Below are 12,643 nucleotides of genomic sequence, written 5' to 3'. Positions count from 1 at the left end.
AGGAGAGTGACCTGGCATGATTAACATCAGCGAAACGGCTGCTGACAGATTGAAAGAGATGCTTGCACAGCAAGAGACACCTGGTATGTTCCTGCGTCTTGGCGTAGCACCGGGCGGTTGCACCGGATTTTCGTACGCCATGGGCTTTGACGATAAAGAGTCCGATGAGGACCTGTATATGGATATTCAGAACATGAAGGTTGTAGTCGAGAAGGAAAACCTGAAATATCTGAATGGACTTGAAATTGATTTTGAAGAGTCCGGTATGACGGGTGGGTTCACCATCCATAATCCGAACGCAGTAGCCACTTGTGGTTGTGGATCTTCTTTCCGTACGAAGGAAGATGCGGGTGTTCCTGATAAGGATTGTTAAGAAACTGAGTTGTACAGCGGTTTCCCAATTCTGTTTTGAAATAAGCAGTTTGCAATTCCTTTAATAGATAGCCTCTGAATTGTATCCGTTTTGCACGGGCATGATATCAGGGGCTTTTTTGCGTGTACTGAAAGTATCATGGTTGACAAACTTAGTTGTAACAATTATAGTTACAATATAAAGTTCAAATATAAACAATATCGATAATTTAAAGGAGAGATCAAGATGAACATTGCAATCATTGGTGCAACAGGCAAAGCAGGAAGTGTAATTTTGAAAGAAGCAGCAGACAGAGGGCATAAAGTAACGGCAATCGTTCGTAATGCATCCAAATTGGAAGATAAAAGCTTGAATACGCTGGAGAAAGATGTATTCGATCTTACAGCTGAAGATGTTAAAGTGTTCGATGTGGTTGTAAATGCATTTGGTGCACCAGCGGGTAAAGAAAACCTGCATGTGGAAGTAGGACAAGCGTTGATCAACATCCTGAAAGATGCACCAAACACTCGTCTGATCGTTGTGGGTGGAGCAGGAAGCCTGTTCACTGACGAGTCCAAGACATTGCGTCTCTTTGAATCCCCAGGATTCCCTGATGCTTATAAAGCAACTGCAACGAACCAAGGCCAAAACTTGCAGGATCTGCAAGCATCTTCAGGTATTCAATGGACATTCCTGAGCCCGGCTGGATTCTTTAATCCAGAAGGTGTACGCACCGGCAAATATCAAGCAGGCAACGACGTTATTCTTGTGAATAGCGAAGGCAACAGCTACATCAGCTATGCAGACTATGCGATTGCTTTGGTTGATGAGATCGAGAATCCACAACACGAAAACGAGCGCTTTACCGTTGTTGGTGAAGTGAAGTAACACTTTTAAATTATAATATGGAACATACAAACGGACGCTGATCTCCAAAGATTGGTGTCCGTTTTTTTTATGTTATCGAAGAGGGATGTTCTGCAATAACGTTAGACAGGTTAGATGATTATCGTCCAATTTCCAACTAGTCCCATGAATATATGTTATATTATTCTAAAGATGGAAGAGAAATGTGAATATGCGAAAGCCATCTTCTCTTCATTGGAATTTCTGCGGGTTCAAAAGTATAAGGGAGTGAACAGTTGTGAAGATGTATTCTAATGGAGTTATACTATTGATCTTTGTGGTTTTTATGATGAATGAATCGAGTGGTTCAGGGTTATCCCAATATCCAAACGTTAAAAATGCGCTGAATCAAATTCACATCACTTCTCTTTATCCGAAAAATAAGAATGGACAGACATATGGTTCTGCCGCATATGCGACTTCTCCAGAAACGGAACCAGATTTAATCTTGGCTACTGGTGTGGATGGTACAGAAGGATATCTGCTGAAAAAAGACATGGATGGCGAGCAACCAAAAACACCTGAAGAAGCTATTGCGATACAGAACAGCAGATCACCAGACGGATGGGATATTCCACTGTATGACAAGGATGGTGAAACCGTAATTGGTGTATTTCATATTGGAGGAAAGTGAAAGTAACCAGATTAGGATCAAATGTGGTGCTACCATGAAACGTTAATGAAATGACCACCATTCGGGCAGTTGATCAAAAGGGTCGGCTACTTTTTTTATGTAATGGCAGAATAACGCAACCAGTTAATGAACGAATCGTCAAAATGATGAATATACTTCTGCACATTGGAGGGGACTTGATGTATTTTAAACCTATCCGTATTGTAATGGGGCTAGTTTTTTTTATCATTGCTGGGTGCAATAACGAGGTCACGATGTTGGGTACAGATGAACTCACGATCATAGGTGATCAAAAGACTGCTACAGAATATGTTAAGGAAAAAGGTTATAAAATTTCTTCGTACGATGGTCAAGTTCAGAAATACACTCTAAACAAAGACAAACTACTCTATGGGAAAACGGAAACGATACCATATAGACAGACATGGGGGGTTCAAAAAGTAGAACCCGAACAGTATTTTGGGATGGAAATATCGGTATATAGCTTTACAGTAACAAACCATCCTCTGGGAACGTTTGACGATAGTAAATCCAAAGTTTCAATATTACTTTGTGAAGGCAAAGTTATAGGGGGGACATCCTTCCCAAATGCAGCAATGGATGGGGCACCATATTCGTTGGATGGAAAAACATTGGAAGAAGTAACGGGAAAAAGTTTTCAAAAATGGAGTGAAGAATGGAAAAAGAAATACGAAACTTAATTGCGCACAAATAGTTGCGATACGAAAACCTAATGAAACTATACTTTTGTTGAGAGGAGGGATGAGATGGATTGGCTTATGAGGATGAATCGGGCATTGGATTATATTGAAATGAACTTAGTAGGCGAGATCGAATTGAAGGAAATTGCTCAATGTGCTTATTGTTCTTCACATCAGTTTCAGAGAATGTTCTCGTTCATTACCAATGTTTCACTTGCGGAATATATACGAAGAAGACGGCTGACTCTGGCTGCAATTGAATTGCAGAATAGTGATAGGAGAGTTGTTGATATTGCCATAAAGTATGGGTATGAATCACCGGTATCATTCGCAAGAGCTTTTCAATCGGTGCATGGTGTTAATCCAGCGATGGCTCGTGAAGAAGGGACTGCCCTCAGAGCCTATCCGCGGCTTTCCTTCCTTATTTCGATTAAAGGGGAAGAGCCTATGAACTATCGTATCGAAACAAAAGAATCCTTCGAAATATTTGGAATAGAGAAAGTGTTTCAATTAAACGGAGTAGAGACCCCCGCAGAATTATGGAAGCAAAGCCACGAAAATGGCGAGGTTGAAAGACTTGCTACAAATGCCGGTGATCTACCAAACTCTTTGAATTCGAATTATCATAAAGTACATGCTGTGTGTAGCTACAAAAAAACTGGGGAAGATACTTTCCCATACATGTTGGGTGTATTTAAAGGTGAAACAAGTAAACCCGATGGTTACACAAGTATAACGATACCAGCACACACGTAGGCGATCTTTTCCTCTGATCCCTTTACATGGGATAAATTCGATGAAACCATTGAAACCTTATATAGACGATTCTTTTCTGAATGGCTTCCTACTACAGGATATGAACAGGTCAACGGAATGGAATTTGAAATTACTGGAGTTAAAGGTGGACTGAATTTTGTTGAGCTATGGTTTGCTGTAAGAAAAATATCTTAGTTTTATTTCTTTTAGATTAGTCCTTGAATGATAACTTAATAAAGACAAATGGAGCAACCAACTGTGTCCGATTGGTTGCTTCTTTGTTCATTCACCTAACGGCAAGGGAAAATGCAACATTTTTCCTGTTAAACAGGTCAATAAAGATGTACGAAATAACGTTATGAGAAGAAGGTGGAAAAACTGAAGATTCGTATAATCACGTTAATATTTTTTATATCCACCGTTTTCTTTATCTCAAATGCACAAGATGTTAACGCTTTGTCATGTGCTGAATCGGGAGGTCCCCAAGAACAGTTAGAAATATATGATGGAGCTGTTTATGGTGAAGTAAAGCAAGTAAAGGTCGACTTGAAGCAAGAAGGGTTTACAGGGAGCAAAGAGAAAATTAGATATATTTTAGTGGAAGTTGAGAGGAGTTGGAACACTGAAGTTGACTCTCAACTAATTATCGCAACTAACTTCACATGGGGGTTTGATTTTAAGGAAGGTAACAAATACTTACTATACTTTAGCGAAGTGGATGGTGAATTAAGTAGTAGTCCGTGCAGTTTGACCATCGAAATGAATCATTTGAACCAGGCAACTCAACTATTTGGAGAAGGATATCCACCAAAACAACAAGTAAACTTAGAACACAAAATGTGGTTTATGTTTGAGCAAGATATTGATTTGTTTATCGTAGGTGTAGTAGTATTTGCGGCGATCTTTATCTTCTTCATGAGAGTAAGGAAGAAAAAGCGCAAAGTATAATTTGGTTGCGCTAAACGTGAAGCTTTTGCTAAAAGAAAAAGTCATTTGAACTAGGCATGGGTTCCTGTATGACCTATTACCCCCTTTACTTAAACGAGGATCGAGGCGTATAATCCGTTGAGACATTAGAGTAAGTAAGAGGGGAAAAAGTTATGAATAATGGATTAATCAACGCGATCATTGCGTATATCATGTGGGGGGTTCTCCCGCTGTATTGGAAATTGTTCGAAAATGTACCGGCAGGCGAGATTTTATCGCACCGGGTAGTCTGGTCATTTGTCTTTATGGGGATTTTCGTTGCCGTTCAACGTCGTTGGAGTGACATGAAGCGCATTCTGACCAGTCGTTCGACCCTGCTGTCCCTTACCGCGAGTGGGCTGCTAATTGCTATTAATTGGCTTATCTTCATCTGGGCAGTTAACAATGGTCATGTCGTTGAGACAAGTCTGGGCTATTATTTGAACCCGTTACTGAATGTGTTGCTGGCGGTTGTCTTCCTTCATGAAAAACCAAACCGTGGACAATGGCTCGCGATTGCCATCGCTGGTGTAGCGGTGCTTATCATCGCTATCGACTACGGACGTTTCCCATGGGTTGCGATCTCATTGGCCGTGTCATTTGGCTTGTACGGTCTGGCGAAGAAGAAGATTAAGCAAGACGCTTCTGTGGGCTTATTTTCAGAGACAGCTGTAGTTCTGCCCGTCGCACTCGGCTACTGGATCTACTTGGCTTTCGTTGGAAAAGCCACGGCATGGACGCTGCCTGCACCGATGTTCTTCGAACTGTTACTTTCCGGTGTGGTGACGGCGCTGCCGCTGCTGTTCTTTGCAAGGGCGGCTGCTCGAATGTCGTTGTCCACACTCGGCTTTGTACAGTATATTGGGCCGACAATCATGCTGATCCTGAGTGTGTTTGTGTTCAAGGAAACGGTCTCGCCAGTTCTGCTCGTTGGTTTCGCGCTGATCTGGACAGCGCTTATCGTATACGCTGCCGCATCAATGCGTGCTACGAGACTTGCTAAGGTAAGCTGAACAGATGTATCTGAATCGTTATAAATGCCCTGCCCGCCTATGAGGTGGACAGGGCATTTATACGTTTATGAAGAAAAGATAAGATAGCCCAGCAAAACTAAAAAGGCAGCTGATCAACGTTGTGGTAAAATACAGGAGTACTAATCAAAAATAGTAATAAGAAAATGAGGAGGCAACAGATATATGATGGTCAATGACCTGTACCGTAAACGTGGTTGGTTCTTTTTAAAGAATGATGTAGTTCAGACACTATTTCAGTTTTCTATTTCAGCGATAATTGGTGTTATATACGGGGTTATGCTCGTCAACGAGACGATAGGTGGGCTTATTAATAAATTGCTCCCGAGCACGGATGGTCCGGATCTTCATTTATATCTGCCCGTTGTGATAACGGTGTTCATCTACTCGTGTTTTATTCAGAAGAGACAACGGATTTTACTTGAAAAAATCTCATTTAGTTGTCTCCATATTTTTGTTGCCCTGCTAGGCTGTATTTCTTCAGTTGTTGTGTTATTGGTGATCTAAACCAAATCCTACGTATCTACACCTTCAGCCCCATCAACTGCATCAATGACACCGACAGCGAGTGTTGTTACCGCAGCAGCAGCTAAAAGATTCTTGGCACCAAGCTTGACTCTGTCCTTATCTTCCTCTTGCATGCCCACAACAACATCTTTACCGCTGTTATATACATACTTGGCTGATATCGCTACACCTTTTGCGGTATTGGTTACAGCACCTCCAATATCGGCAAGTCCCGCGTCTATGGCGGTATCATCTTTTCGAATTGCACCACTGGCAAGATCATATGTGCCACTAGCCAGTTGTCCAACGGTTTTGCCTGTATTAATCGTTGCTTTCTCTACGCCGTTTCCGATTTCTTTGATAAAGGGGCTTCCTGCGATCTCACCAACAACCCTCACGCTGCCGCCGAGTACTTTCCCGGTTACTTCCCCAGCTAACTGACCTAGCCCTTTTAAAAAACTCATCCTTATGCCTCCTCTCCTATAAAAAGTTGATCCTATGTGTTATCTCAATAAACTTATTATATTCATATGTAAGCCAAAAGAACATCAGTCTCCAGCCCGAGTGGTACACCCCTCCTCGATTGATCGCGACACGCTTTAGAAGTTCCACAAGGAGCAGCAACGTAGTGAAGGGGGCGGAATCGATTCTGAAGAAGCGAAGCGTACGCCTTTATCCCCGGATTTTCCTTATCAGGGGAATTCATAAAATCTGGGGATAACAGCGATCATAAGAACGATCCGCCACCGGAACGCCACCACGCGGCCCCCTCAACGCACTTCATCGCCAAAAGGCGCTCATCCCACCGGGAACAGCGCCTCAAGCCCTTGTTTTACCTTGCTACCTAATCCATTTGACTACACACGGTTTTAGAAGTGTCTCAAGGAGCAGCAACGTAGTGGAGGGGGCGGAATCGATTCTGAAGAAGCGGAGCGTGCGCCTTTATCCCCGGATTTTCCCCTTATCAGGGGAATTCATAAAAATCTGGGGATAATAGCGAACATAAGAACGATCCGACACCGGAACGCCACCACGCGGCCCCCTCAACGCACTTCATCGCCAAAAGGCGCTCATCCCACCGGGAACAGCGCCTCTAGGCCTTGTTTTACCTTACTACTTAATCCATTTGACTACACACGGTTTTAGAAGTGTCTCAAGGAGCAGCAACGTAGTGGAGGGGGCGGAATCGATTCTGAAGAAGCGGAGCGGTCGCCTTTATCCCCGGATTTTCCCCTTATCAGGGGAATTCATAAAAATCTGGGGATAACAGCGATCATAAGAACGATCCGCCACCGGAACGCCCACCACTGCTCCCATCCAAACTTCTAACCTCTCCGTGTTCTAGTCAATAAATCCTTCCATGACAGCCGTTGGCATCATATTAGACTGCCATGCGCCTTTGCCGTAGCCGCCGTTGTATCCTGGTGTAGCCTGAGGCTCCCAGTAGAATACACCTTTTCCTTTGCCATTTGGCAGATTGCGGATTTGGTTTTTCATCGCGGCAACAAAACTTTTACCAGCTGCAGCCTGGTTATTGTCCATGCCAATTTCGGAGATCATGATCTCTTTGCCATAACGGTTGATCATATCCTTGGCGTTGTTTACCGTATTTGTCACAGCGGTGTTCCAGCCGGAAGCTGAAGGATAGAGGGACATGGCGATCATGTCAAAGTTAGCTCCGTTATTGATCAGACCACCAATATTCCATACATAGAGGGCGTTATCATCTCCACCTGCCAGATGCACAATGGTTTTGGTACCGCTGCTCAGGGATTTCACGGCATTATGGCCCGTGTTCACCAGCCACGCATAGTTTTTCATGTTAGTGGATGCTTTGCCATCTTCCCATAACATGCCGTTGCTTGTTTCATTCCCGATCTGTACCCAGTCTGGGGTAACGCCTTTGCTTTGCATCGCCGTCATAACTTCACGAGTGTGGTTCCATACCGCATCCATGAGCTGTTGGAACGTATAATTTTTCCAGGCAGCTGGTTTGGTTTGTTGACCAGGGTCTGCCCAGGAATCGCTATAGTGCAGGGTAAGCATTACACTCATTCCGGCATTCTTGGCACGTTGTGCGAGTGCAGCCGCACGATCCTTATTCATGTAACCGTTCCCATAATCATTCGAAGGATTAACGAATACCCGAATGCGAACGGAGTTGATTTGATAGTCGTTTTTCAAAATATCAATAATGTCGCGCTGTACCCCGTTTTTATCTTTCCATTTGTAACCTTGGGCTTCCATTCCGGGAACCCAACTGATGTCAGCTCCTTTGGCGAAACTTGGTGCTGCGCTGGCATGCTGACCTGCGGGCAACATGATGGAGGTGAATAACAAAACAAAAGCCAACATGATGGATGTCTTGAAACCCCTTACATTTTTGAACATTACAAGATGCCTCCTCGGATTTAGGTTGAGTTGCATCCTAATTATAGCCATCTTGGTTTGCTCTACTAAAGGGTCTATTTCCAATATTTTGGGTGTTTTCTCAACCTCTCTACAGAAAATGAGAAAACAAAAAGCCGTCCGAAGACGGCTTTTCTACCCGTGGCGCTTTTTGAAACATTGATCCGTATCCCGCGCCTCCACCAGACTCTTTTAATTTGAGCTAGTGGATCGGGTAAGGGACACGTTCAACATGTGATTAGAAATGTTGACGCACCTCCTTTCCTTGTGGCAAGAGTATACAACACCTGGTTTCGGAAAGCTAGTCTTTTTTACGTTTTTACGCAAAATTATTTTTCAGTCTGGAACATCGTGATATCTCGTGCATAATGGCTCTTTGTTCCGTCATTGTTTCGGATGCGCACACTGTCTTCACTGATCCGCTCCACAATGCCACAACCGACCTCGCAATAGACGCCAGCCGGGTCTTCCTGCCATGCGCTTACCATACATTGGGATAGTGCAGCCGTGAAAAATTCTATATTTTTTTGTAACGTTCTAGGTTTGTTGGATTTCATTATATACTCCTTTAATCAAATATATTTGGAATGAGAACAAGCAACCGGACCAAATCACACTGTACTTCACTTTACTCTGTCTATTGACCTTTGTAAAGGGATGGAAAAAGTTGCGGCCATGAGGTATCATTTACATAAATTTTACGTAGCGTTTACACTGCGCTGACGCTTGATGTTGATTACGAATAGTACAATTATATGAGAACTTCTAACCAAGAATAGATATGCAACACATTCGGAGGCCATACATGCATAGAGACGTCAAAACAGGCAACTACGTTAATCGTGATTTGAGTTGGGTTGAATTTAATCGGCGCGTACTTCAGGAGGCCCAGGATCCAACAACGCCTCTGCTGGAACGCATGAGATTTCTCGGCATTGTCGCTAGTAATCTGGACGAGTTCGTCAGTGTAAGGGTGGCAGAGACAAAAGAGAAGATCAAGGCCGGATTCACGCAAAAAGATTTTACAGGATACACGCCTTCGGGATTGTACCGCAGATTGATCAAACGAACCGGGACCATGGTCGCCGAACAGTATAAAACGTATCGTGAACTCATTCGTCTACTAGCCAAAAAAGGCGTGAACATTCAGGAATATACAGATCTTAATGTGACACAGCAGCGCGCAATGGACCAATACTTTCATGAAATTATTTTTCCGGTACTCACACCGATGGCGATTGACCAGAGCCGTCCGTTCCCGCTGGTACACAACAAGTCTGTCTATCTGTCCGTGATGCTTCAGAAGGAAGGGGAGCAAGAGGGCGAGCCGTTTATGGCTATTGTTCAGGTGCCTTCCAATCTGCCGCGAGTAGTTCAAGCTCCCATTCGGGCGAATAGCAAAAAGAAAACATTCATACTGATTGAAGATCTTATCAAACATCATATCCATACGCTCTTCAGCGGATATATCTCGCTTGCTGCACAGGAATTCCGAGTGACCCGCAATGCGGATCTGTTTATTAATGAAGAAGAAGCGGAAGATCTGCTTGAGGCTATTGAAAAAGAATTGCGGCGCAGACGCCGCGGTGCTCCTGTACGACTGGAAGTCTGCAAGGATTTTCGTCCGGATGCCTTATTGGAATTGCAGGATGAATTTGATATTCAGGACCCGGTATATGAAATTGATGGACCACTCGATCTGAGTTTTCTGGCGGGATTCGTGGACAGTCTGGAAAGTTTCTCACATCTGAAATACAGTCCGGTGAAGCCAGTCTACCCACTTGAGTTTCTGCCAAGAGAAAGTCATTTTGAGCTGCTGCGCAAACGCGATGTGCTGGTGCATCATCCGTACGAATCGTTTGAACCAGTCACTGATTTTATATTGGAGGCTTCGGAAGATCCAAGAGTTCTGGCCATCAAGATGACATTATATCGGGTCAATGGCGATTCACGCCTTATTCCGGCACTTGCACTTGCCGCTGAGAGTGGTAAGCAGGTCACGGTGGTGGTTGAACTGAAAGCCCGGTTTGATGAAGAGCGCAACATTGCTTGGGCCCGTAAGCTGGAGAAAGCCGGATGTCACGTGGTATATGGACTGGTTGGACTCAAGACCCATGCCAAAATCATTCTTGTCGTACGCAGGGAACAGCAGGGTTTGAGACGTTATGTTCATGTAGGAACCGGTAACTATAATGAGAGTACAGCCAAAGTGTATACGGACGTGGGATTGTTCACCTCTAATCCGATTATTGGGGAAGATGCATCCGAATTGTTCAATGAGATTACCGGATACTCCGGTCCGAAGGCATTGCAGGCGTTCCGCGTAGCTCCGGATGGTATGAAGGATGAACTGTTTGCACTGATTCGTAGAGAAACGGAGCACGCGCTGAAAGGGAAACCTTCCAGAATCATTGCCAAGATCAACTCCTTATCCCATCAGGAAATGATTGATGAATTATACGAGGCTTCTCAAGCCGGCGTGCAGATCGATCTGATTGTGCGTGGTGTATGTTGTCTGCGTCCGGGAGTAGAGGGGCTCAGTGAAAATATTCGGGTCATTAGCATTGTGGATCGTTTTCTGGAGCATTCACGGTTGTTTTATTTTGAAAATAGCGGCAACCCGGATGTATTCATCTCCAGTGCAGACTGGATGACACGTAACCTGAATCGAAGAATTGAACTGATGTGTCCCGTATTTGATCCAGAGCTGAAGAAGATGCTGGTCGATATTCTTAATCTGTCCCTTATGGATAATGTCAAAGCCAGAGAGCTTATGCCTGGTGGCAATTATGTATTTGTAAAAAATGAAAAGCCCCCGCTGAGAAGTCAGACGGAGGCCATGGGTATTATCCCTTGGAAGCCTGCTGAATGGAGTGCGTTAACGTAACTCCCCAGGCTTCCTTCAGATCCTTGACGGCCTCTTCCAGGCCATCAAGTTCCAGTAACGGCTCAGCTGTACAGGTGAATTGCACCTGCAGCGAGTCGTTTTCTTTTGTTGCTTCAATCGCAGCGATGCTTTCGGATCGATTGATGGCTTCCGCTACGCGCAGCAGAGAGCCAATACGATGAGCATGGCGCTCATCCGAGTTTTTCAGAATGTCCCGGTGCTTATTCAGAAGCTGGGGCGTTCTTTTTTTGGGATGATAATCAGCTGCACTGGCACTTAGAATGGTCTCCCGATGAGAAAGTCCATAGATACTTGAATTCATGATCCAATAGGCCGAGTGCTGTGTATAACGGAAATAGTTAATCTGCTTACCTGCCATGTGCAGCATGGAAGATGCATACAGGATTCGGGCATCTGCTTGATCAGGAGGGGTACCTTGTAATGCCGTATATAGGGTAACCGTATCCTGATGAATCCGTTGCAGACGTTTCTCTGGAATAGGCGGACCAAAATGGATAAAGTTGCGGATACTGTCCTTCAGCGCGTCCGGAACGACCGGCTGACCTCCAGCCATGTAATCTCGCAATAACCCGTCTCGTAGACCCGCACCACTAACCACATAACGATCTCCCTGTATTAACTGGAAGACGGTTCGCAGGATCAGTACGCCGGGCACAATGATGTCTGCGCGATCTTTGGCGAGCCCAGGTACCTTTTTGCGCTGTGCCGAGGTGAGGTGAGGCAAGGAGCGAGCGATGTTCTCCATCGCTTCCTCACTGATCTCATAATGATGGGTGACAGGCAAAGAATACTGGGTACGCTTCTGTTCCACTTTGGCGAGTGTACGCATTGTGCCGCCAAGTCCGATGAGTGGCAGGCCGGGATGCTCACGAATCCAATCCTGTCCACGGAGAGCCTCAATGACTTCGTTGCATAATGCATTTGCATTCGCCTCGGTCCACTGATCTTCGCCCCCATAACGGGCATGTGAATTCACTGCACCAATAGGGAGGGAGATGCTATGTAACCTCTTCCGATCCCGAAAGACCGTGATCTCTGTGCTGCCGCCTCCAATATCTACGACGAAACCGTCTGCCAGATCAATGGACTGAGTGACACCAAGGAAACCGTAATAGGCCTCCCGATCTCCGGATACACATTCGATGGTAAGCCCCGTCTCTGTCTCCAGCCATTCGATAATCTGCAGGACATTGCTTGCATTACGAATGGCTGCGGTAGCTGCTGCACGGATCAGTTTGGTCTGATACGCTTCACAGGTCGCTTTGAATTGACGCAAGATGGTGATGGCTTTATCCAAAGAATGGCGAAGGATGGTACCATCTGGCTCAACAACGCTGCTCAGACGAGCGGCGTATTTGTCTTCATGAATGATGCGATAGGCTGCGTCCTGATCCAGTTCATATATAACTAGACGAATGGAGTTCGAGCCGATATCAATAATTCCTAAGGTTTCATTAGTACGTTTCATAAGCA

12 protein-coding genes and 1 pseudogene are annotated in these 12,643 nt (G+C 44.7%); 9 read left to right on the top strand and 4 right to left on the bottom strand.

The window, feature by feature from the left end:
- The first annotated feature begins 16 nt into the window (after window positions 1–16).
- The 8 genes and pseudogenes from J2X75_RS21225 (at window position 17) to J2X75_RS21190 (ending at window position 5,853) form a co-directional block, all read left to right on the top strand.
- Entirely contained in the window at window positions 17–373 is a 357-nt protein-coding gene (locus tag J2X75_RS21225; protein WP_062837974.1) for a HesB/IscA family protein, read from the top strand.
- A 225-nt stretch (window positions 374–598) separates the two neighbouring features.
- Entirely contained in the window at window positions 599–1,240 is a 642-nt protein-coding gene (locus J2X75_RS21220; protein WP_310339818.1) for an NAD(P)-dependent oxidoreductase, read from the top strand.
- Between the two features lie 256 nt (window positions 1,241–1,496).
- Entirely contained in the window at window positions 1,497–1,892 is a 396-nt protein-coding gene (locus J2X75_RS21215) for a hypothetical protein (RefSeq protein ID WP_310339816.1), read from the top strand.
- A gap of 179 nt (window positions 1,893–2,071) precedes the next feature.
- Window positions 2,072–2,593: a hypothetical protein gene (locus J2X75_RS21210; protein ID WP_133387461.1), complete on the top strand. Its 522-nt coding sequence runs from the start codon at window positions 2,072–2,074 to the stop codon at window positions 2,591–2,593.
- Between the two features lie 66 nt (window positions 2,594–2,659).
- A pseudogene (locus J2X75_RS21205) lies at window positions 2,660–3,544 on the top strand (AraC family transcriptional regulator).
- A 174-nt stretch (window positions 3,545–3,718) separates the two neighbouring features.
- A complete protein-coding gene (locus tag J2X75_RS21200; protein ID WP_289390327.1) occupies window positions 3,719–4,297 on the top strand; it encodes a hypothetical protein in 579 nt (192 codons plus the stop codon).
- 152 nt (window positions 4,298–4,449) lie between these two features.
- Complete coding sequence (gene rarD / locus J2X75_RS21195) at window positions 4,450–5,328, top strand: EamA family transporter RarD (RefSeq protein WP_310339811.1); 879 nt, start codon at window positions 4,450–4,452, stop codon at window positions 5,326–5,328.
- 183 nt (window positions 5,329–5,511) lie between these two features.
- Window positions 5,512–5,853 carry a hypothetical protein gene (locus tag J2X75_RS21190; RefSeq protein WP_249912824.1) on the top strand — a complete coding sequence of 114 codons (342 nt, stop codon included), beginning with the start codon at window positions 5,512–5,514 and terminating at the stop codon, window positions 5,851–5,853.
- A gap of 8 nt (window positions 5,854–5,861) precedes the next feature.
- Here the strand turns inward: J2X75_RS21190 and J2X75_RS21185 are convergent, their stop codons facing one another.
- The 3 genes from J2X75_RS21185 to J2X75_RS21175 all read right to left on the bottom strand — a co-directional run bounded on the left by J2X75_RS21185 (window position 5,862) and on the right by J2X75_RS21175 (window position 8,819).
- Window positions 5,862–6,317 (bottom strand): hypothetical protein, encoded by a 456-nt coding sequence (locus J2X75_RS21185; protein WP_310339808.1) that lies wholly within the window; start codon window positions 6,315–6,317, stop codon window positions 5,862–5,864.
- Between the two features lie 877 nt (window positions 6,318–7,194).
- Window positions 7,195–8,244: a glycoside hydrolase family 53 protein gene (locus J2X75_RS21180; RefSeq protein ID WP_397384054.1), complete on the bottom strand. Its 1,050-nt coding sequence runs from the start codon at window positions 8,242–8,244 to the stop codon at window positions 7,195–7,197.
- Between the two features lie 347 nt (window positions 8,245–8,591).
- Window positions 8,592–8,819, bottom strand: a complete 228-nt coding sequence (locus J2X75_RS21175; protein WP_017692425.1) for a hypothetical protein — start codon at window positions 8,817–8,819, stop codon at window positions 8,592–8,594.
- A gap of 248 nt (window positions 8,820–9,067) precedes the next feature.
- On the opposite strand from J2X75_RS21175, the gene ppk1 reads away from it, so the two are divergent.
- Window positions 9,068–11,149, top strand: coding sequence for a polyphosphate kinase 1 (gene ppk1, locus J2X75_RS21170; RefSeq protein WP_091020823.1), 2,082 nt, complete (start codon window positions 9,068–9,070; stop codon window positions 11,147–11,149).
- On the opposite strand, the gene J2X75_RS21165 is transcribed toward ppk1, so the two are convergent.
- The gene (locus tag J2X75_RS21165) at window positions 11,109–12,638 is read right to left on the bottom strand and encodes a Ppx/GppA phosphatase family protein (protein WP_310339806.1); all 1,530 of its coding nucleotides are present in this window, start codon (window positions 12,636–12,638) and stop codon (window positions 11,109–11,111) included. The genes ppk1 and J2X75_RS21165 overlap by 41 nt on opposite strands.
- Window positions 12,639–12,643 lie beyond the last annotated feature (5 nt).

It is taken from the genome of Paenibacillus sp. 2003 (assembly GCF_031455635.1).
GTDB classification, from domain to species: domain Bacteria; phylum Bacillota; class Bacilli; order Paenibacillales; family Paenibacillaceae; genus Paenibacillus; species Paenibacillus amylolyticus_B.
The sequence above is the reverse complement of the archived record's forward strand: the minus strand, read 5'-3'. Positions and strand labels throughout refer to the sequence as shown.